General features: G+C 70.8%; 19 protein-coding genes. 16 read left to right on the plus strand and 3 right to left on the minus strand.

The window, feature by feature from the left end; genetic code table 11:
* The first annotated feature begins 287 nt into the window (after nucleotides 1-287).
* From ABT114_RS11170 to ABT114_RS11190, 5 genes are all read left to right on the plus strand, one after another.
* A complete protein-coding gene (locus ABT114_RS11170) occupies nucleotides 288-3,146 on the plus strand; it encodes a SpoIIE family protein phosphatase (RefSeq protein ID WP_351141026.1) in 2,859 nt (952 codons plus the stop codon).
* A 147-nt stretch (nucleotides 3,147-3,293) separates the two neighbouring features.
* Entirely contained in the window at nucleotides 3,294-4,880 is a 1,587-nt protein-coding gene (locus tag ABT114_RS11175; RefSeq protein ID WP_351141028.1) for a sugar ABC transporter ATP-binding protein, read from the plus strand.
* Nucleotides 4,877-6,007 carry an ABC transporter permease gene (locus ABT114_RS11180; protein WP_351141030.1) on the plus strand — a complete coding sequence of 377 codons (1,131 nt, stop codon included), beginning with the start codon at nucleotides 4,877-4,879 and terminating at the stop codon, nucleotides 6,005-6,007. The genes ABT114_RS11175 and ABT114_RS11180 overlap by 4 nt, the downstream gene beginning before the upstream one ends.
* Before the next feature lie 81 nt (nucleotides 6,008-6,088).
* Nucleotides 6,089-7,252, plus strand: coding sequence for a substrate-binding domain-containing protein (locus tag ABT114_RS11185; RefSeq protein ID WP_351141032.1), 1,164 nt, complete (start codon nucleotides 6,089-6,091; stop codon nucleotides 7,250-7,252).
* Between the two features lie 388 nt (nucleotides 7,253-7,640).
* Nucleotides 7,641-8,399 carry an SDR family oxidoreductase gene (locus ABT114_RS11190; protein WP_351141034.1) on the plus strand — a complete coding sequence of 253 codons (759 nt, stop codon included), beginning with the start codon at nucleotides 7,641-7,643 and terminating at the stop codon, nucleotides 8,397-8,399.
* A gap of 15 nt (nucleotides 8,400-8,414) precedes the next feature.
* Here the strand turns inward: ABT114_RS11190 and ABT114_RS11195 are convergent, their stop codons facing one another.
* A complete protein-coding gene (locus tag ABT114_RS11195; protein WP_351141036.1) occupies nucleotides 8,415-8,576 on the minus strand; it encodes a hypothetical protein in 162 nt (53 codons plus the stop codon).
* A 328-nt stretch (nucleotides 8,577-8,904) separates the two neighbouring features.
* Here ABT114_RS11195 and ABT114_RS11200 point away from each other — a divergent pair, with 328 nt between their 5' ends.
* Genes ABT114_RS11200 through ABT114_RS11250 form a run of 11 tightly spaced genes read left to right on the plus strand, consistent with a single transcriptional unit; the run spans nucleotide 8,905 to nucleotide 19,036 of the window.
* Entirely contained in the window at nucleotides 8,905-9,285 is a 381-nt protein-coding gene (locus tag ABT114_RS11200) for a EutQ-related cupin domain-containing protein (protein ID WP_351141038.1), read from the plus strand.
* A 22-nt stretch (nucleotides 9,286-9,307) separates the two neighbouring features.
* Entirely contained in the window at nucleotides 9,308-9,835 is a 528-nt protein-coding gene (locus ABT114_RS11205) for a dimethylamine monooxygenase subunit DmmA family protein (RefSeq protein ID WP_351141040.1), read from the plus strand.
* Nucleotides 9,832-10,782, plus strand: coding sequence for a PDR/VanB family oxidoreductase (locus tag ABT114_RS11210; RefSeq protein ID WP_351141042.1), 951 nt, complete (start codon nucleotides 9,832-9,834; stop codon nucleotides 10,780-10,782). The genes ABT114_RS11205 and ABT114_RS11210 overlap by 4 nt, the downstream gene beginning before the upstream one ends.
* Complete coding sequence (locus ABT114_RS11215) at nucleotides 10,779-11,843, plus strand: heme-dependent oxidative N-demethylase family protein (RefSeq protein ID WP_351141044.1); 1,065 nt, start codon at nucleotides 10,779-10,781, stop codon at nucleotides 11,841-11,843. Before ABT114_RS11210 ends, ABT114_RS11215 begins: the two co-directional genes overlap by 4 nt.
* Entirely contained in the window at nucleotides 11,840-13,162 is a 1,323-nt protein-coding gene (gene glnT / locus ABT114_RS11220) for a type III glutamate--ammonia ligase (RefSeq protein WP_351141046.1), read from the plus strand. Before ABT114_RS11215 ends, glnT begins: the two co-directional genes overlap by 4 nt.
* Nucleotides 13,163-13,197: 35 nt before the next feature.
* The gene (locus ABT114_RS11225; RefSeq protein ID WP_351141048.1) at nucleotides 13,198-14,100 is read left to right on the plus strand and encodes a class II glutamine amidotransferase domain-containing protein; all 903 of its coding nucleotides are present in this window, start codon (nucleotides 13,198-13,200) and stop codon (nucleotides 14,098-14,100) included.
* Nucleotides 14,088-14,819, plus strand: coding sequence for a glutamate synthase (locus tag ABT114_RS11230; protein ID WP_351141050.1), 732 nt, complete (start codon nucleotides 14,088-14,090; stop codon nucleotides 14,817-14,819). The genes ABT114_RS11225 and ABT114_RS11230 overlap by 13 nt, the downstream gene beginning before the upstream one ends.
* 35 nt (nucleotides 14,820-14,854) lie before the next feature.
* The gene (locus tag ABT114_RS11235; RefSeq protein WP_351141052.1) at nucleotides 14,855-16,180 is read left to right on the plus strand and encodes an FMN-binding glutamate synthase family protein; all 1,326 of its coding nucleotides are present in this window, start codon (nucleotides 14,855-14,857) and stop codon (nucleotides 16,178-16,180) included.
* Complete coding sequence (gene solA / locus ABT114_RS11240; RefSeq protein WP_351141054.1) at nucleotides 16,180-17,274, plus strand: N-methyl-L-tryptophan oxidase; 1,095 nt, start codon at nucleotides 16,180-16,182, stop codon at nucleotides 17,272-17,274. The genes ABT114_RS11235 and solA overlap by 1 nt, the downstream gene beginning before the upstream one ends.
* Nucleotides 17,275-17,318: 44 nt before the next feature.
* Nucleotides 17,319-18,407: an S-(hydroxymethyl)mycothiol dehydrogenase gene (locus tag ABT114_RS11245; RefSeq protein ID WP_351141056.1), complete on the plus strand. Its 1,089-nt coding sequence runs from the start codon at nucleotides 17,319-17,321 to the stop codon at nucleotides 18,405-18,407.
* Complete coding sequence (locus ABT114_RS11250; protein WP_351141058.1) at nucleotides 18,404-19,036, plus strand: MBL fold metallo-hydrolase; 633 nt, start codon at nucleotides 18,404-18,406, stop codon at nucleotides 19,034-19,036. Before ABT114_RS11245 ends, ABT114_RS11250 begins: the two co-directional genes overlap by 4 nt.
* A 61-nt stretch (nucleotides 19,037-19,097) precedes the next feature.
* Here ABT114_RS11250 and ABT114_RS11255 read toward each other — a convergent pair whose 3' ends face one another.
* The gene (locus ABT114_RS11255) at nucleotides 19,098-20,465 is read right to left on the minus strand and encodes an ammonium transporter (RefSeq protein ID WP_351141060.1); all 1,368 of its coding nucleotides are present in this window, start codon (nucleotides 20,463-20,465) and stop codon (nucleotides 19,098-19,100) included.
* A gap of 148 nt (nucleotides 20,466-20,613) precedes the next feature.
* Entirely contained in the window at nucleotides 20,614-21,273 is a 660-nt protein-coding gene (locus ABT114_RS11260) for a helix-turn-helix domain-containing protein (RefSeq protein ID WP_351141062.1), read from the minus strand.
* Between the last annotated feature and the right edge of the window lie 65 nt (nucleotides 21,274-21,338).

Genomic DNA, 21,338 nt, shown 5'->3' on the forward strand with positions numbered 1-21,338 from the left:
CGCCGGTACGCGGCGGCGCTCAATAACGACGACCGCATCCGCACCGCACGCGCCCGGGAAGCGGCCGGGGAGCCCGTCGAGGCGGCCCCCGTTGTTCCTCGCGGCGGCGATGAGCTGGGAGGACGGGGCTCGCCCCGGCATGCTCGCGCTGTTGTGACGACCGGCCCGTCCGGTCATCGCGCGTGAGGGACCGTACGAGCCGTGACTCGCGCCCCTAATGACCGTATCCTCATGAATGCCAGATTTTTACAAAACACGCATTATCGCAGACGCGAGTGAGGCGAAGCGTGGTCCGGTCCGGCGGCGGGGCGATACCGACGGGGCGTGCGACAGGTGGCACGGGGCCCGCGCGTTTCCGTGAGCGGTTTCTGCAGGGTGAGCCGGTCGAGGCGGGCGTGCGAACGTCCATCCTGAACTCGTGGCAGCGCTGCCGGTCCCTGGGGCTCTCGCCGGACCGGCCCGACCTTCCCTTCCAGAAGGACTTCGATCCGGGCGTCCGTATCGTCCGCGCGGCCGTGCCGGTGCTCGACCGGCTGCAAGCCAGGTTCTCCGGCAGCATGATGAACATCTCCCTCGCCGATGCGAGCGGGACGGTCCTGCTGCGCCGTTTCGGAGAAGCGTCGCTGGCCAGAAGCCTCCCGGCGTTCCAGAGAGACCCCGGCTTCGTGTTCGCCGAGCGGGTCGCCGGTACCAACGGCATCGGTCTCGCCCTGGCGGAGCGGCAACTCATCCGGGTCTACGGTGCCGAGCACTTCGCCGAGCGCTCCCAGCAGAACGCCTGCCTCGCGCTTCCCGTCCGCGACCCGCTCAGCGGGGGCATCGAGGGCATCCTGTGCTTCGGCTATCCGCGCAGCGCCGAGGCACGTGCGCTGAGCCCCGTCATACGCAAAGCGGCCCAGGCCGTGGAGCGGCGGCTGCTGGAACAGAGTTCCGCGCGTGAGCGCGGGCTGCTTCAGGCGTACCTGGTCAGCCGAGCCGAAGCCGCCGTCGGCCCTCACCACAGCGTCGCGGTGGACGAACTGGCCCTCGAGCTGCGTCCCCGCGACGGGGCGATCCTCATGGAGAAGGCCACCGAGCTGATCTCCCGCGCGCAGCGGGCCGCCGTCGACGTGTCCGTGCCCGACGGCCGGCGGGTCACGCTCGTGAGTCGTCCGATGACGAGTGCCGGCGGGGTGCAAGGCTTCGTCGTCGAGGCCATCCTCCCGGGCCCCTCACCGGGAGAACCCCTCGCCGTCCCGCGGCAGGTCGACTTGGTGCCGGGCGTCTCCGCCGGGCCTGCCGTCGTCTCGGCCGTTCCCACGCCCGTGCGCCTCTCCGTCCCCCCGCCGTCCGGGCATCCTCCCGACGCAACACCCGGCCGGATCGCCGCCGACGGCAGGGGTGTCACGGCCGATGGCGTCGGCGGCGCGACGGACGATCACCCCGAGCCGTCGCCCCCGGCCAGAGGGCTCGTGCTGGTGGGGGAGCCGCGCGTGGGGACGTACGCCCTGGCCGCGCGTCGCCGCCTGGAACTGCTGTCCGAGGCCAGCGCCCGCGTGGGCACCACCCTGGAGGTACGCCGTACCGCCGAGGAACTCGCCGAGACGGCGGTCCCGCGCCTGGCCGACTTCGTCACCGTCGACCTGCCCGAGGCCGTACTGCGCGGCGAGGAGTCCGCCGACCCCGTCGACGACCTTCTCCGTATCGTGGTCCATGGCATCCGCGACGACCTTCCCTTCACGCCGGTCGACAAGCGGGTCGGCTTCGGTCCGACCACGCCCCAACTGCGTTGCCTGACCAACGGCCAGGCAGTGCTGGAACCGGACCTGAAGGCCGCCGCGGGCTGGCTCGCCCAGGACCCCGAGCACACCGAAGCGCTGCTGGCCCACGTCCACTCCCTGATCGCAGTACCCCTTCTCGCCCGCGGTGTCGTCCTGGGCGTCGCCAGCTTCTACCGCGCCCAGGAGCCGACCCCCTACGGGGACGACGACCGTTCGCTGGCCCAGGAACTCGCCGGCCGCGCCGCCCTGTCCATCGACAACGCCCGGCGCTACACGCACGAACGCAGCATGGTCCTGGCCCTGCAGCGCCGGCTGCTCCCGCACGGACTGCCCGATCAGGACGCCGTCGAGGTCGCTCATCGCTACCTGCCCGCCGAATCCGACGTGGGCGGGGACTGGTACGACGTCATCCCCCTCTCCGGCCGCCGCGTCGGCCTCCTCGTCGGCGACGTCGTCGGCCACGGCATGCTCTCCGCCGCCACCATGGGCCGGCTGCGCACCGCCGCACGCAGCTTCGCCGAACTCGACTTCCCCCCGGACGAAGTCCTCATCCACCTCGACGACCTCGTGGGGCGCCTGGACCGGGAGGACCCCGACGGCGAGGGCACCGACATCATCGGCGCGACCTGCCTGTACGCCATCTACGACCCGACCTCGCAGCGGTGCGTCATGGCCCGGGCCGGCCACCCGCCGCCCGCGCTGGTCCGCCCCGACGGCGCCGTGTCCTTTCCCGACCTGCCGGCCGGGCCCCCGCTGGGCCTCGGCGGACTGCCCTTCGACGCCGTCGAGATCGACCTCCCCGAGGACAGTCAACTGGTCCTCTACACCGACGGACTCATCGAGGACCGGCACCGCGACGTCGACGTGGTCCTCGACAAGCTGCGCGGGGCTCTGACCTACCCGGACCGCACGCCCGAGGAGGCGTGTCAGGCGATCCTGGAGACCGTGGCGCCCGCCCACCCGTGCGACGACATCGCCCTGCTCGTCGCCCGCACCCACGCCCTGGACCCCGGTCGGATCGCAACCTGGGAGCTGCCCGCCGACCCGGCCCTCGTCAGCGAGGTCCGTGCGTCCGCCCTCCGGCGACTGGCCGAGTGGGGACTCGACCAGGCCGCGTTCGCCGCCGAACTGATACTGAGCGAGCTGGTCACCAACGCCATGCGCCACGGCACCGGGCCCATCCAGGTACGGCTGCTGTACGACCACACCCTGATCTGCGAGGTCTCCGACTGCAGCAACACCGCCCCGCACCTGCGTCGGGCGGCCACCACCGACGAGGGCGGACGCGGCTTGTTCCTCGTCGCGCAGCTGTCACAGAGCTGGGGTACGCGCTACATCTCGCAGGGCAAGGTCATCTGGGCCGAATGCGGGCTCGACGGCGCCTGAGACGACGGAACACGACACTCCGGTAGCGCGCCGCTGATCCGTTGGAGTCACGGCAGATGGGATACGCCTGAAATGCTGTGATTCATCCAGCTACTATCCCTCTTGAACGTCGGGAAGAACTCGCCAGGCCGACCCCCGGAGATGTCCGTGCACGACGCTCCCGACACGTCTGCCGAAGCGGCTGCGCCCTTCGAGGAGCAGCCGCTGGTCCGCATCCGCGGGCTCGGCAAGCGGTTCGGTGGGACGATCGCGCTGGCCGGCGTCGACCTCGATGTCCACGCCGGCGGCACGCTCGCCCTTCTCGGGCCCAACGGCGCGGGAAAGTCGACGCTCATCAAGGTGCTCGCCGGCGTCCACCACGCGGACTCAGGGCGGATCACGGTGGCCGGGCACCCGCTCGGAAGTCACGCCGCTTCCCGGAACATGTCCTTCATCCACCAGGACCTCGGCCTCGTGGAGTGGATGTCGGTCGCCGAGAACATCGCCCTGAGCACCGGGTATCCGCGCCGCGCCGGACTGATCTCCTGGCGGCGGACCCGCGAGCGCTGTGCCGACGCCCTGGGGATCGTCGCCGGGCATCTGGACCCCGACGCGCCCGTCGCCGCGCTCGACCCGGCCGAGCGTTCGCTGGTCGCGATCGCCAGAGCACTGGCGGCACGCGCGAAGCTCATCGTCCTCGACGAGCCGACCGCCCGCCTCCCGGCCGCGGACTGCGCCCGGCTGTTCAGCGTCCTGCACACCCTGCGCGACCGGGGGCACGCCATCCTCTACGTGACCCACCGCCTGGACGAGGTGTACCAGGTCGCCGACGCCTTCGCCGTACTGCGTGACGGCCGCCTCGTCAGCCACGGCCCGCTGGCGGGCCACAGCCCTGTCCGCCTGGTGCACGACATCGTCGGTGAGGAACTGACCGACCACCACCCCTGCGCGGCTCCGGCCTGCGGGCCGGCCGTCCTGACCCTCGACGGCGTACGGACCGCCGGCGCGGGACCGGTCGGCCTGGAGCTCAGGGCCGGGGAAGTCGTCGGTCTGGTCGGCCTCTCGGGCGCCGGGCACATGGACCTGGGCCGGGCCCTCGCCGGGTCCAGGCCTCTCCTCGACGGGCGGGCCCTGCTGCGCGGCCGTCCGTACCGCCCCCGATCGGTCACCGACGCCGTCAGCCTAGGCGTCGGCTTCGTACCCGGCGACAGACTGCGGGAGGGCTGCGCCGCCGAGCTGACCGTACGGGAGAACCTCCTGGCCAATCCCCGCGCGGGAGGGCTGGCGGCGCTGCGCCCGATCAGCCCCCGCCGCGAACGTGCCGAGGCCGCCACCCTGATCGAACGGTTCGCGGTGCGTCCCCGCGACAGCGAGGCCCCCGTCGCCACCCTGTCCGGCGGAAACCAGCAGAAGGTCATGATCGGCCGGTGGCTGCGAGTGGACCTGCGCCTGCTGATCCTCGAGGAGCCGACCGCGAGCGTGGACGTCGGCGCCAAGGCCGCGATCTACCGCCTGCTCGACGAGGCGCTGGCCGCAGGCCTCGCGGTCCTGCTCATCTCCACCGACTTCGAGGAGGTCACGAGCGTGTGCCCGCGCGCCCTGGTCTTCGTCCGCGGGGTGGTCACGGCCGAGCTGAGCGGTGCGGCCCTCACGGTGGCCGGACTCACCCGGGCGGCATCGGCCATGCCCCCTTCCGAACCTCCTTCTTCCGAAACCCGTTCCGAATCCCCTTCCGAAACCCCGCCGAGCCCATGACCGCCCCGTCCTCGCCTCGGCCGCCACGGCACCGGCCGAGCCTGCTGAGCCGGCCCGGCCGACCGGGGCGACCGCACGGCCCTGGTGGGCATCTCATCAGCGCTTACGGCCTCCTCGCCCTGACCGCCCTGCTCTTCCTGGTCTTCTCCCTCGCCCTGCCACGCACCTTTCCCACGCTGGACACCGTCGACTCGATCCTGTCCAACCAGTCGATCCCCGCCGTCCTCGCGCTCGCCGCCATGGTCCCCATCGTGACCGGTGCGTTCGACCTCTCCATCGGCTACGGCCTCGGCCTGGCGCACGTCATGGTGATACAGCTCGTCGTCCACGACGGGTGGCCCTGGCCGCTCGCCTGCCTCACGGTGATCGTCGGAGGGGCGGTCGTGGGCGTCCTCAACGGTGTCGTCGTCGAGTTCGGCCGGATCGACTCCTTCATCGCCACCCTCGGGACCGGCAGCATGCTGTACGGCGTGACCGGCTGGATCACCGAAGGCGGCCGGATCGTCCCCGGCCCGCAAGGCCTCCCGGCCGCCTTCACCGGCCTCTACGGCTCCAGGTTCCTCGGCCTGCCGGTCCCCGCGTTCTATGTGCTCGCCCTCGCGGTCGTCCTCTGGCTGGTGCTGGAGCGGCTACCACTCGGCCGGTATCTGTACGTCGTGGGCTCGAACCCGCGTGCGGCCGACCTCGTCGGCATCCCGACCCGCAGGTACACCGTCTACGCGTTCACCGCGTCAGGGCTGATCGTCGGCTGCGCCGGTGTGCTGCTCGCGGCCGAGCAGCAGATCGGCAATCCGAGCGTCGGCCTCGACTACCTGCTGCCCGCCTTCGTCGGCGCCCTCCTCGGCGCCACGGCGATCAGACCCGGTCGGCCCAACGCCTTCGGCACCGTGGTCGCCGTTGCCGTCCTCGCCGTCGGCCTCACCGGAATCGGCCAGATGGGCGCCGACTTCTGGACGGTCCCGCTGTTCTACGGCGGAACCCTGCTCATCGCCGTCGGCCTGGCCGGCTACTCCGCCCGCCGCCGGCTGCGCACCGGTGCCGTCGCGGCCCGCGATGCGCCCGCCTCACCGCCCCAGCCACCCTCCTCCCCGGCGCAGCAAGGCGGCACGGCGGGCCCCACTCCATGACCCGGCCACGGGCACCGCCACCGGGCCCGTCGGCCGCATCCCCCGCTCTTCCCTCCGCTCATTCCTCCGCGAGGAGCTCCCGTGCAGGGCAACCGCAAAGCCACCCCCGGCGTCTTCAAGGTCCGGCTCGCCTCGTGCGCCCTGCTGGCAACGGCAACCCTCCTCACCGGCTGCGAAGGCGACTCCGTCGGCGGCTCGGGAGAGTCCACGGCAGGCACGAGCGGCTGCCCTGCCGTCCACGCCAAGGCCGAGGCCGCCGTGAGACAGGCGGAGCAGACCGACGTCCCCTGGAACGGGCCGACCAGCGGCCCCAGGAAGGTGCCGGGCAAGACCGTCGTCTACGTCGCCCAGACCATGACGAATCCCGGAGTCGCCGGCGTCGCGAACGGGGTGCGGGAAGCCGCTCGGGTGATCGGATGGAACGTCCGGGTGATCGACGGCGGAGGCACGCCCGCCGGCATCGAGGCGGCAATGAGCGAAGCCGTGACCCTCAAGCCCTCGGGCATCGTCATCGGCGGTTTCGACCCCGACTCGACGTCGCGGCAGGTCTCGCGGGCCAACGTCGAGCGCATCCCGCTCGTCGGCTGGCACGCGCTCGCCGCTCCCGGCCCCAGCCGACGGCCCGAGCTCTTCACCAACGTCACCACCCCGGTCAAGGACGTGGCCCGAATCAGCGCGCAGTGGATCATCTCGCACTCCGACGGCCACGCGGGGGTCGTGCTCATCACCGACGCCTCGATCCCCTTCGCCAGGAACAAGTCCGACCTGATCAGGAAGGACCTCGCCACCTGCTCGGGCGTGAAGCTGCTCGCCACCGAGAACATCCCGATCCCGGACGCGAGCAGCCGCACCCGGCAGGAGATCTCCTCCCTCCTCTCCCGACTGCAGGGGAGATGGACCCACTCCGTCGCCATCAACGACCTGTACTTCGCCGACGCCGCCCCCGCCTTCCGCGCGGCCGGCAGGAAAGGCTCCGGCCCGCCCTTCAACATCGGCGCCGGCGACGGCGACCCTTCCGCCTTCCAGCGCATCAACAGCGGGCAGTACCAGGCAGCGACCGTGCCCGAGCCGCTGTCCCAGCAGGGCTGGCAGATCGTCGACGAGTTCAACCGCGCCTTCTCCGGCCGTCCAGCCAGCGGTTATACAGCCCCCGTCCACATCGCCACGGCCGACAACAGCGCCGGTGCCACGACCTGGGAGCCACCGGGCTACCAGGAGACGTACCGGAAGATCTGGGGCACGTAGCCAGCGATGGACCGGTTTCGGCCGTCATCCCTCTCACGGTGTCGCTGACCAGCGGCAACCGCAACGACGCCACGCAACTGCTGCCCCTGCCCGATCACCCACCGCCACGTCTCGCGCCTGTGGCGGCCGGACTACCCTGGGTATGCGGCATCCAAGGCAGCCCAGTGGTCGTTGACGGGTGCGCTGCGGGAAGCCCTGCGCGAACAGGGGACGCTCGTGGTCGGCGCCCACGCCAGTTTTGTGGAGACGGATCTCAGCTCCTTCACGGACGCACCGAAGATCAGCGCGGCCGACGTCGCGGAGCAGACCATGGAAGCCCTGGCGAACGACCGAGTCGAGCTTCTCGCCGACAAGGACGCATCCGTGCCGCCACGGCAGAGGAGGATTCATGACCGCGAAGCCATCGGCGGCTCCCGAGCCCCGCGACCCGGCCCTGCTCGGACAGACCCTCGTCGTCATCGGCGGGAGCGCGGGCATCGGGCTGGCGACCGCCAGGTACGCCCGCGCCGAGGGCGCCACGGTCATTCTCACCGGACGCGACCCCGAACGGCTGCGCACCGCGGCCACGGAGGTCGAAGCGCTCAGCACCGCCGCCTTCGACGCCAACGACCCGGCGCAGCTGCAGCGGTTCTTCCAGGAGCTGCCCAGGCCCATCGACCACGTGATGGTCACGGCTGGGCACCCGTCCTACGGGCGCCTCCTGGACATGGACTCCGATCAGGCGCGCCGGGCGATCAGCGAGCACATGATGCTCGCGCTCGAGGTCGCGCGCCATGCCGCCGGCACGGTACGTCCGGGTGGCACGCTGCTGCTCCTGGGCGGCACGGGCGCCCGGCGGGTCCGTGCCGGCCTCGGGATCGCGCCCGCGGCCACCGCCGCGCTGCCCGCGCTCACCGCCGGTCTCGCGCTCGAGCTCGCGCCGGTCCGGGTCAACCTGATCGCTGCCGGCTTCGTGGACACGCCGTTGTCGGCCAGGCTTCTCGGCGACGGACTCGACGCCCGTCGCGAGGAACTCCGCGCCACGCTGCCGATCGGCCGCGTCGTCGTACCGGCCGACGTCGCGGCGCTCGCCGTTCACATCATGACCAACACGGCACTCACCGGCGCGACCTACGACATCGACGGCGGCCAGCAACTCGTCGGCTGAGAGCAGCGGAAGCGGTCACACAGTCCTGGCCATCGACAGTTCGTGGGCGGGGACGGCGACGCGGAGGTTCTTCGAGGCGAAGGTCGGCTCCGCCCGGTCCCTGGAGCGGTCGGCGGGCGGAGAAATCCTCGTCGGTGAGCGCGGGTTGGCCGTGGTGGCGTGGGTGCGGGACAGCACCGCCCAGCCGGTCCTCTGTCGCCGCCACTGTGGCCCACCACCACTCGATGTCGGCCTTCTGACTCTCACTCACCCCGTCCACATGAGCGGCGAACTCAGCCGCGCGGTGATGAGCGGCCCTGCGACGCATCGTCGCGGTGGGCTCCGCGGACCTGCCCGAGGGTTTCGCCGACCGCACCATCTGACAGCAGGTCTGCCAAGTTCGCGCGCCTGCACGCACCTTGAGGTCCCATCACAACCGAACGGCAACCATGTGGACATCGCGTTGAAACACACGCATCGTTTCCTGTGAGGGAACAGGGTTTCTTCACAGGACGGGATGTCGCACATGAGTACCGAACCCGGACCCACCGCACAGACCCCCTTCCGCGTCTCCTCCGACGGGTGGACCGCACTGCCCCCGATGAACATCCCCGGCACCGCCGGGTTCATCGGCGATACGTACGAGAACCCCGACGGCAGCGAGATGTGCAGCGGCTACTTCGAGCTGCACCACACCGATGAGCCTCTCCTCTACGAGTACGACTACGACGAGATGAAGGTCGTGCTCGAGGGCGAGTTCCTGCTGGAGAACAAGGAGACCGGTCAGAAGCTCGTGGCCAAGGCCAAGGACGCGATCTTCTTTCCGAAGGGCTCGAAGATCTACTTCAGTACGCCCGACCGGGCGTTGGCCTTCTACACGGGCCACCGTTCCGCCGAGCTTCTCTGACACCCCGGAGGAGCCGGTCAACATGAGCGCACTCGAAGACACCAGTGTTCCCGCCTGGTGCGTCACGCCCACCACCCCCGCCGTCAATACGACCGGTCGCCACTACACCGTGGTCACTGTGGGGCCCGGAGCCTCCACCGTCACCGAGGCCTGGCTGGCCGCGCTCGCGCCGCTCGGCGCGGAAGCGGTCCGGTGCATCCCCGCCGACGACGGAGAGAGCGCGATCCGGTCCCTGGGACCGGAGTTGGCGCGCGCCCGGGTCGGCTGGCGGCTCCTGATCGCCGGGCCGGCCGATGCATGCCTTGCCCTGCGGGCCGCGGCCCTGGGCGCCGGGATCGAGGACGACGAGATGGTCATCGCCTCCACCCGGACCGACGGCACCACGGTCTACTGCGCGCACTGTGGGACGTGCACGCCCTCGGACGCGTCCATCGACGACACCGTGACCTGCGCCGGCTGCCGACGCGGTCTCCTGGTCTTCCCTCACGTCGCCCGCCGAACCGGCTCCTACCTCGGATTCATGGCCGACGCGGAGGTGCCCGCCCGATGAGCCACCGCACGACTGAACTGACCTTGCGCGTAGCGGCAGTCGACGACTCCGTCCCCGGTGTCAGGAGCCTGAGCCTCGTCGCGCCCGACGGCGGCACGCTGCCGTCCTTCACCCCCGGCAGTCATCTCGTCGTCGGGTGCGGCGACCGTGCCAATGCCTATTCACTCACGTGCGAGGGCATCTGGCCCACGTCGTACGAGATATCGGTGCTGCGGGTGGCGGACGGCCGGGGCGGGTCCGTCTGGATCCACGACCGCCTGTCCATCGGTGACGAGGTGTCCGTCCGGCCGCCGCGCAGCGCCTTCGCACCGGTCAACAAGGCCCGCCGCCACCTCCTGGTGGCCGGCGGCATAGGCATCACCCCGCTGCTCGCGCATGTGCGGGCCGCGGTGCGGTGGGGCCGGGACTTCCGGCTGCTCTACGGCTACCGCGACGGGCACGGGGCGCACCTCGACGAACTGAAGGAACTGGCGGGCGACCGTACCGAGTTCATCCCCGAGCAACCGCGCTTCCTCGGACGGATCGAGGACGAGCTGGCGGACCAGCCCCTGGGCACCCACCTGTACATCTGCGGGCCCGCCGGTCTCATCGACCATGTCCGCGACCGGGCCTCCGCGCTCGGCTGGCCCGCCTCCCGTATCCATCTCGAACGGTTCGGCGCAGTCGAGCAGGATCCCGGGGAGCCTTTCGATGTGCGGCTCACGGCCTCGGGGCACACCGTTCAGGTCCCCGCCGGAGTCTCGCTGCTCGAAGCGCTCGAAGAGTACGGGCTGCGGATTCCCCACCTGTGTCGGCAGGGCGTGTGCGGCGAGTGCCGCGTCCCGGTCGCATCCGGTCGGCCCCTGCACCGCGACCTCTTCCTGACCGACGAGGAGAAGGCCGCCGGCGACTCCCTCATGTGCTGCGTCTCGCGCGCGGCCGGTCCCCGTCTGGAGCTTCCGCTGTGATCACCACCGACCACACGCACCTCGTCCGGGGATTCCCGTTCCCGTTCCCGGCTGATCAGTACCGGTACAGCACCAACGTCGAACCGGCTGAGAAGGCCGTGCTCACCGCGGCCGGCCAGTGGGGCCGCGCCGTCGTGGACATCGACGCGGAGTACCACCGTGAACTCGCCGAACGCGAGGAGATCCTGCGGGCCGACCCGTCGCGGCACGCGATCTTGCCCCACATGCGGACCGCGGCCTGGGACGCGATGCTCCACCTGATGCGGGAGCTGGCGCTCGCCCGTCCCGACGCGATGAGCCTCGTACGCGAGGACGGCGGTTCCTGGCGGTGGCGCAATCAACTGCTCGGCGTGGACCGGCGGTTCGTACTCGGTGACGAGTCGACACTGCCGTGCGAGCCGCTCCGCTACATCGCCGGCCAGGTGCAGGAGGACATCGTCCTGCTCGACCAGCGCGCCGACGCACTGTGGGCGGATGCGGGAGTGGTCACCTTCGCCGCCGACTGGTCCTTCGCCTTCGACGTCGGGATGAGTTTTCTGGAGATCCACGGCCCCGTGCCACGGATCCGCGCGGAGGGCGTCATCACCCGCGCCCACGAGTTCCTCAAGCGGCTGCAGCCCGGCGAGACCTACCGGCGTACCAACTGGACCATGACCGTGGGCCGGCGCCTGGACGTGTCGACGGAGCGGTATCCCGAATGGGGCCCGGACCGGGAGACGGTCCGCCGCGTCGACGACGACACCTTCGGCCGCCTCGTGCATCTGCGAGTGGAGGTCCAGCACCTGATCCGGCTGCCGGAGTCCGGCGCGGTCATGTTCCTGATCCGTACGTACATGCTGCCGCTGGAGGCCCTGGCCGCGGTCGAGGAATGGCGGTCACGCACGGCCGCCGTCCTGTCCGAACTGCCCGCGGACATGGCCGACTACAAGGGCATCGCCAAATACCGGGACCGGGCCGCCGCTTGGCTGGCGGCACGGGAACCGGGAGCCGCCGGCTGCCCCCCATGCACCCGCACGTCCGTTCCTGACAGCGCCCCCTCCCGAGAGGCCCCGACACCATGACCGAGACCACCGACCTGGCGACCCTCGCCGCCAAGAGCGACACCACCTTCATCCTCGCCCTCTTCGTGGACCTGACCGGCAAGCCGTGCGCCAAGCTCGTACCGGTCGAGGCCGTCGAGGAACTCCAGAAGGACGGCGTGGGATTCGCCGGTTACGCCGCCGGTGCCCTGGGCCAGGAGCCGAAGGACCCCGATGTCGTCGCGATACCCGACGTCTCCTCCTTCACGCCGGTCCCCTTCATCAAGGAAGGGCTGGCGATCGTGCACTGCGACCCGCATGTCGAGGGCAAGCCGTGGCCGTACGCGCCCCGGGTCATCCTGCGCTCGATGCTGGAGAAGGCCGCCGAGCGCGACCTGTCGCTGTTCGTCGGCGCCGAGGTCGAGTACTTCCTCGTACGCAAGGACGAGCGCGGCCGGCTCGTCACCGCCGACCCGGGCGACGACGCCGCACGGCCCTGTTACGACGCACGGGGTGTAACCCGCATGTTCGACCACCTCGCCGCCGTGTCGCGCGGCATGAACGAACTGGGCTGGGGCAACTACGCCAACGACCACGAGGACGCGAACGGCCAGTTCGAGCAGAACTTCGCCTACGCGGACGCGATGACCACCGCCGACCGGGTCGTCACGGCACGCTACCTGATCTCGATGATCGCCGAACAGCGCGGCATGACCGCCACGTTCATGCCCAAGCCGTTCGCCGACCGCACCGGATCGGGCCTGCACCTGCATCTGTCGCTCTGGGACGGTGCCACGCCGCTCTTCCCCGCCGCCGAACAGGACGACCGGGGGCTCGGACTGTCCGACCTGGCCTACGAGTTCATCGGCGGCGTGCTGGAACACGCCGGTGCACTGCAGGCCGTACTCGCGCCCTCGGTCAACTCCTACAAGCGCACGGGCGCGGTGAGCACCACGTCGGGCGCATCCTGGGCCCCGCGCGTGCCGACGTACGGCGGCAACGACCGCACCCACTACGTCCGCGTCCCCGACGCCCACCGCATCGAGCTGCGCGGCGGCGACGGCGCGGCCAACCCCTACCTCGCCATCGCCGCCGCGCTCGGCGCCGGCCTGGACGGGATCGAGCGGCACATCGCCCCCGGCACCCCGGGCGGCGACAACGGCGCCGACCGCGCGCCCCTCCCCCAGACCCTGCTGCACGCCGTCGAGGCGCTGGAGGCCGATGCCACGGTCAGCGGCGCGCTGGATGCCGCCGGCCCCGGCGTCGCCGCGTACTTCGGTGGCCTGAAGCGGGCGGAGTTCTTCGCCTGGCACTCCCACGTCTCCTCATGGGAGATCGACCACTACCTCACCGCTTTCTGAACCACGACAGGTCACGACAGAGAAAGAGGAACGCCATGTGCGGAATCGTCGGGCTGCATCTGCGCAGCCCCGCGCTGTACCCACAACTGGGCACGCTCCTGACCGGAATGCTCTGCGAGATGCAGGACCGGGGGGCGGACTCGGCCGGAGTCGCGGTGTACGGCGACCCGCGCCTCTCGCCGCCGGGGCACGCGACCGTCTCCCTCATCGACAGTCCGCTCGCTCCCGACGCGTTGCACACGGCGGTCGAGGCGCTGCTGCCGTCGGGCACCCGGGTGAAGGTCGTGGAAGCGTCAGCGACTCTGTTGGTAAACGCTCCGGTCACCGTCGACGCGCTGCGCACCGCCGTCGCGACCGCGGCACCCGACGCACTGGTGGTCGGCTTCGGTGAGGACGTCGCCGTCCTCAAGGGCGTCGGTCATCCCCGAACTCTCGCTTCTGACTTCGGACTTGAAGCGGCGCAGGGCTGGCAGGGTGTCGGCCACACCCGCATGGCCACCGAGTCGGCGGTCACCCCGGCCGGCTGCCACCCGTACGCGGTCGGGCCCGACCAGTGCCTGGTCCACAACGGGTCGTTCGCCAACCACGCCACCATCCGCCGTGAACTGCGCGCCCGGGGCGTCGAGTTCGACAGCGAGAACGACACAGAGGTCGGCGCTCGCTTCGTCGCCGACCGGCTGGCCGCCGGACTCGACATCGAGGCCGCGCTCAAGGAGCTGTGCGCCACCTTCGACGGCTTCTACACCCTCCTCGTCTCCAACCGGGACTCCTTCGCCGTCGTGCGCGACGCCATCGCCTGCAAGCCCGCCGTCATCGCAGAGACGGCGGACTGGGTGGCCATGGCGAGCGAGTACCGGGCGCTGGCCGGGCTGCCCGGCGTGGAGAACGCCTCCATCTACGAGCCCGAGCCCGAGCGGATCTACGCATGGACACGCTGACCCTTCCCCCGCAGAAAGGCGGCCCCGCAATGTCCGGCACCCTCGAACTCGACCTCGCTCAGCGCACCTTGCGCGAGGTCAACGGCCTCCTGCACCAGGCGGACCTCGACGCCGACGCGGTACGCGTCCTCAACCCGGCTGGCCGGCACAGCGTGGCCGTGGGCCTGAACCGGGCGATGCGCGTGACGATCGAGGGCCACACCGGCTACTACACAGCCGGCATGAACCAGCTGGCCGACGTCATCGTGAACGGCAACGTCGGTGTCGGTGTCGCGGAGAACATGATGAGCGGCTCGGTGCTGGTGCACGGCAACGCCTCCCAGTCGGCCGGGGCCACCGCGCACGGCGGCCTGCTCGTCGTCAAGGGGGACGCGGCGGCCCGCTGCGGCATCTCGATGAAGGGTGTCGACATCGTCGTCGGCGGCAGCATCGGCCACATGAGCGCCTTCATGGCGCAGGCCGGACGCCTCGTCGTACGCGGCGACGCAGGCGAAGCACTCGGCGACTCCCTCTACGAAGCACGCATCTACGTCCGCGGCAGCGTGGCCTCCCTCGGCGCCGACTGCGTGGCCAAGGAGATGCACGCCGAACACCACGAGGAACTGGCGCAGTTGCTCAAGAGCGCCGGTTACGAGGACGACGACACCTCGACGTACACCCGCTACGGATCGGCCCGGGGGCTCTACCACTTCCACGTCGACAACACCGACGCGTACTGACGCAGACCCGAGCGAGTAGAACGAGGAGCCACCAGATGAACGATCTCTCGATCGAGCAGCGCGGGCTGCGGGAGTCCGCCACCTTCGACCGCGTCACCATCAACGCCATCCAGCGGGCCGCCCGCACCGGCGTCTACGACATCCGCGGCTGGGGAGCCAAGCGGGCGCTGCCGCACTTCGACGACCTGCTCTTCCTCGGGGCGAGCATGTCCCGCTACCCGCTGGAGGGTTACCGCGAGCGCTGCGGCACCGACATCGTCCTGGGCGACCTGAACGCCAAGTACCCGCTGCACCTCGACATCCCGGTCACCATCGCGGGCATGAGCTTCGGCGCGCTGTCCGGGCGCGCAAAGGACGCGATCGGGCGCGGGGCGAGCGAGGTCGGCACGTCCACCACCACCGGCGACGGCGGGATGACCCCGGAGGAGCGCGGCCAGTCCAAGCACCTCGTCTACCAGTACCTGCCGTCCCGTTACGGCATGAACCCCGACGACCTCCGCAAGGCCGACGCCATCGAGATCGTGCTCGGCCAGGGCGCCAAGCCGGGCGGCGGCGGCATGCTGCTGGGCCAGAAGATCACCGAACGGGTCGCCGGGATGCGGACCCTGCCGCCGGGCATCGACCAGCGCAGCGCCTGCCGCCACCCGGACTGGACGGGCCCCGACGACCTGGCCATCAAGATCGCCGAGATCCGCGAGATCACCGACTGGGAGAAGCCCGTCTACGTCAAGGTCGGCGCGACCCGTACGTACTACGACGTGAAGCTGGCGGTGCACGCCGGGGCCGATGTCGTGGTCGTGGACGGGATGCAGGGCGGTACGGCGGCCACGCAGGAAGTGTTCATCGAGCACGTCGGCATCCCGACCCTGGCCGCGATCCCGCAGGCGGTCCAGGCCCTGCAGGAACTCGGCATGCACCGCAAGGTCCAGCTCATCGTCTCCGGCGGCATCCGGACCGGCGCCGATGTCGCCAAGGCCATGGCGCTGGGCGCGGACGCCGTCGCCATCGGCACCGCCGCCCTGATCGCGCTGGGCGACAACGACCCCAAGTGGTCTGCTGAATATGAGCAGTTGGGATCGGCAGCGGGCTTCTACGACGACTTCCAGGACGGCCGGGACCCCGCCGGGATCACCACACAGGACCCAGAGCTGCAGATGCGGCTCGACCCGGTCGAGGGCGGGCGCAGGCTCGCCAACTACCTGCGCGTGCTCACCATGGAGGCCCAGACCATCGCCCGCGCGTGCGGCAAGGCCCACCTGACGCACCTGGAGCCGGAGGACCTCGTCGCCGTCACCATCGAGGCGGCCGCCATGGGCAGGGTCCCACTGGCCGGGACCTCGTGGATACCGGGGGCGTCCTGATGGACTGCGACGTCGTGGTCGTCGGAGCCGGGCTGACCGGCTCCTCCGCGGCCTGGCAACTGGCCGTGCGGGGCCTGTCGGTGACACTCCTCGAAGCACGCACCATCGGCCACACCGACGGCAGCTCGCACGGTACGTCGCGCATCTACCGGCGCGCCTACGCCGACCCGCACTACATCCAACTCACCGGCCAGGCCCAGGAATTGTGGGATGAACTCGAGGACCGGTCGGGTACCAGGCTGCGCACCCGGACCGGCGGCCTCGACCACGGCACGGAACGTCGTCCCGAGGCTCTGCTGACGCTGATGAAGGAGCACGGCGTTCCCGCCGAGCTGCTGACTCCGGGTGCCGCGTCGGAGCGGTTTGCCGGTATGGAGTTCGCCGGGCCCGTGCTGTTCCACCCGGACGCGGGTCACCTTGATGCCGACCGCACCGTCCGGGCCGGGGTCGACATCGCCGCGGCCTCCGGCGCGAGGGTCGTCGAGCAGTCCCCGGTGACCGGCATCGAGCAGCCGGCCGACGGCGTCCTGGTGCACACCGGCGACCGTACGATCCGGGCGGGTCACGTCGTGGTCGCGGCGGGGCCCTGGCTGCCCGAGCTCCTGCCCTCGATCGGTGTGTTGCCCCGCCTGCCGCGCACCTGGGTCACCCAGCAGCAGGTGTTCCACTTCCGTCACCGCGACCCGCGGGCCGCCTGGCCGACGATGGTCTACAAGGAGGGCATCCAGCTGTTCGGTCTGCCGTCCGGTGCGGACGGCGGCAGCACCCCCGCCATGAAGGTCGCCCAGCACGACGGGGGCACCGCGACGACCGCTTCCGGACGCGACCGCGTCATCGATCCGGCGTCCCGCGAGACCGTCACCTCCTGGGTACGGCGGTGGCTGCCCGGCCTGGACCCCGAACCCGTCGCCGAGGCCAGCTGTCTCTACACCATGACCGCCGACGAGGACTTCGTCATCGACCGCATCGGCTCCGTGGTCATCGCCTCGCCCTGCTCCGGCCACGGCGCGAAGTTCGCGCCGCTCGTCGGCTCGCTCGTCGCCGATCTCGTCGAGGGCGGCCGGGCGGACCCCCGCTTCGCGTTCCGCGCCTGACCCGTCACCCCGCACCCCGCACCCGTACGTAAGGAAGCAACAGCATGCAGCAAGTCAAGGCAGTGGTCGCCCTCGGCAAGGGCCGCCCGGTGTCCGTGCAGTCGATCCTCGTGCCCGACCCCGGTCCGGGCGAGGCTCTGGTCAAGGTGCAGGCGTGCGGCGTCTGCCACACCGACCTGCACTACCGCGAAGGCGGCATCAACGACGACTTCCCCTTCCTGCTCGGCCACGAGGCGGCCGGGATCGTCGAGGCCGTCGGCAGTGACGTCACCGGCCTGGTGCCGGGCGACTTCGTGGTTCTCAACTGGCGTGCGGTGTGCGGCGATTGCCGGGCCTGCCGCCGCGGCGAACCTTCGTACTGCTTCGCCACCCGCAACGCGACACAGAAGATGACACTGGAGGACGGCACCGCGCTCACCCCGGCGCTCGGCATCGGCGCCTTCGCCGAGAAGACCCTTGTCGCGGCGGGCCAGTGCACGAAGGTCGACCCCTCGGCCCGGCCCGCCGCCGTCGGGCTGCTCGGCTGCGGGGTGATGGCCGGACTCGGCGCCGCCATCAACACCGGAGGCGTCACCCGCGGCAAGTCGGTCGCCGTCATCGGATGCGGCGGAGTCGGCGTCGCCGCCGTCGCCGGTTCCGCGCTGGCCGGGGCCGGCCGCATCATCGCCGTCGACATCGACCCCAAGAAGCTCGACACGGCCGCACGGATGGGCGCGACCCACACCGTCGACTCCTCCGCCACCGATCCGGTCGAGGTGATCCGTGAACTCACCGCGGGCCACGGCGCGGACGTCGTCATCGACGCGGTGGGCCGGCCGGAGACCTGGCGACAGGCGTTCTACGCCCGCGACCTCGCCGGCACCGTCGTCCTCGTCGGCGTCCCCACACCTGACATGAAGGTGCCCGACATCCCGCTCATCGACGTGTTCGGCCGCGGCGGTTCCCTGAAGTCGAGCTGGTACGGCGACTGCCTGCCCGAGCGCGACTTCCCCATGCTCGTCGACCTCTACCAACAGGGACGCCTCGACCTCGACGCCTTCGTGACCGAGGAGATCGGCATCCAGGACGTCGAGACCGCGTTCGCACGCATGCACCACGGCGACGTACTGCGATCGGTGGTGGTCTTCCCGTGACCGCGCCGCGTGGCCAGGCCCGCATCGACCACGCCGTCACCAGCGGCACCTTCACCCTCGACGGACAGACCTTCCCCGTCGACAACAACATCTGGGTCGTCGGAGACGATGCCGAGTGCGTCGTCATCGATGCCCCGCACAGCGTCACGGACATCCTGGCCGTCGTGGGCGGCCGCACGGTCAAAGCGATCCTGTGCACCCACGCCCACGACGACCACGTCCGTGTCGCCCCCGAACTCCGTGACCGGACGGGCGCCCCGATCCTGTTGCACCCGGACGACAAGCCCCTGTGGCAGCTGGCCCACAGCGCCCACACGTGGGACCGGAACGTATACGACGGATACGAGATCACCGTGGCCGGGACGGCCTTGCGCGCCCTGCACACACCGGGCCATGCCCCGGGAGCGGTCTGCTACTTCGCGCCGGAACTCGGGTGCGTCTTCACCGGTGACACCCTCTTCCAGGGTGGCCCGGGGGCGACGGGACGTTCGTACAGCGACGAGGACCTGATCAAGCAGTCGATCCGGGCGCGGCTGTTCGCGCTGCCCGAGGACACGGTCGTACACACCGGCCACGGTGCGGACACCACGATCGGGACGGAACGCAAGCTGCTCGGGTTCGGCGCCTGAGCAGCTGAAGAGCCGGGGTTCGGACTTCGAGAGCCCCGGCTCCACGCGCGCCCGGACCAGGTCACTCAGTTCCGTCGTCCCGCGCATCGGAACGCCGCGTGGCCGCCGACGCCAACTCCTCGGCGGACCGCACTACTTCACGAGCGCGCTCGGCCGGCGAGGCGGCCAGCCGGTGAAGAGCACCGTCCAGGTTCCAGGCGGCCTCGCCGTGCACAGTGATGTCGACGCCCGCCCGCTCCGTCTCGGCGTCGAGCCGCATGCCCATCGTCCTGTCGATCGCTTTGACGATCAGCCAGGTGACGGCGAAGGAGTACGCCAGAACGGCGAGGACCGCCACGGTCTGGACGCCAAGGAGGCGCAGCCCGCCGCCGTAGAGGAGACCCGTCGCGGCGTTCGGGGCGTCGGGGGTCGCGAGGAGCCCCACCATCAGAGTGCCGAGCACACCGCCGACCAGGTGCACCCCGACCACGTCGAGCGCATCGTCGTAGCCCAGCTTGTACTTGAGCCGGATGGCCAGCGGGCAGACCGCACCGGCCACCGCACCGACCACCAGCGCCCCCATCGGGCTGACCGCACCGCAGGCCGGGGTGATCGCGACCAGGCCGGCGATCAGGCCGGAGACCGCTCCCAGCGCGGTTGCGTGACGGTCCATCACACGCTCCACGAGCAGCCACGCCAGCAGGCTCGCGAAGGACGCGTTCATCGTGGTCAGGACCACGACCGACGCGCTGTTCCCGGCCGCGAGCGCCGAGCCGCCGTTGAAGCCGAACCAGCCGAAGAACAGCATGCCTCCGCCGAGCACGGTGAACGGGATGCTGGTGGGCCGCGGCTGGCTCGGCCAGCCGAGCCGGGCGCCGAGCGCGACCACGGCCGCGAGTCCGGCCACACCGGAGTTGATGTGGACGGCGGTGCCGCCGGCGTAGTCGATCGCACCGAGGCGGTTGAGGATCCAGCCGCCGACGGTCGAACCGTCCTCCGCGCTCAGCGCGAACACCCAGTGCGCGACGGGCAGATAGACCAGGAGCGCCCACACACCCGAGAACACCAGCCAGGGCCCGAACCGCACCCGGTCCACCACCGCCCCGGCGATGATCGCCACCGTGATCACCGCGAACAGGGCCTGAAAGGCGGCGAACAGCGCCGGCGGGATCGCGGCGTCCTTGTCCTCGCGCAGCACGTCCGCCAGGCCGGCGTGCTCGGTGACGTCCCCCAGCAGACCGAGGTGCCCGTACGAGTCACCGAAGACCGCGGAGTAGCCGACGACGGTCCACACGACGGCCACGACGGCGCAGGCCCCGAGCACCATCATGATGACGTTGAGCATGCTGCGGACCCCGGTCATCCCGCCGTAGAACAGCGCGAGACCGGGCACCATCAGACTCACCCCCATGAAGGCGGCGAGGAGCCATGCGGTACTTGCTGCGTCCATGACTTCGACCTCCAGCACGTGCGGAGCACAGTCCGCGTATCTCTAGAAGAATCAATGTCTCTAGAGAGTCAACGGTGCGTGTTACGGAAGGCTCTGCCGTGGATGAACTCCCTGTTGCCCGCTGCCCGTTGCCCAGTGCTTGCCGTCCTCAGCCCACCGCATCGCCGTAGGCGACTACGGACAGGAAGCGAATGGGGAGTTTCAGGAGTTCTTTCGGGCCGTGCACGCCCTCCCCGTCCAGCTGCAGGGCGTCACCGGGGCGCATGCGGTACTCGGCGTCGCCGTGGCCGTAGACCATCGCGCCCTCGAGCATGTACAGGAGCTCGGTGCCCGGGTGCTGAAAGAGCGGAAAGACCTCGCTCTGCTCGGTCAGGGTGACCAGGTGCGCCTCCATCCGTTTGTGCGGCCCGCGCAGCGCACCGAGGAGGCGATAGTCGTGGCCGACGCGGGAACCGCGCTGCACGATCCGCGGCCCTTCGCCGTCCGGCGTGAAAACCGCCTCACGTCCCGTGTCGGCACCCCGGAAGAGGGCGGTCACCGGCACGTCGAGCGCGGCGGCGAGCCGGGCGAGCGTGGTGAGGCTGCACGAGATCCGGGCGTTCTCGATCTTCGACAGCATCGCCTTGGAAATCCCCGCCCGGACCGCCAGCTCTCCCACCGTCAGTCCGGCCACCGTCCGGTACTCGCGCACCTGCACGGCGATCAGCCGCTCCAGCTCCCCTTCCAGTGGAGCCGGTTGGTCGACCTCACGGGCCGCCGGGCCATCGGGCGTCTGATCACCCGGCATCGGATCCTGCACATCGCTCATCGATCGCCATCCCTTCGCACGACCGTCAAGGTACCTGGGGTCCCGGAGCGGCCAGGGGCATGCCG

It is taken from the genome of Streptomyces sp. NPDC002088 (assembly GCF_040296605.1).
Lineage (GTDB): Bacteria > Actinomycetota > Actinomycetes > Streptomycetales > Streptomycetaceae > Streptomyces.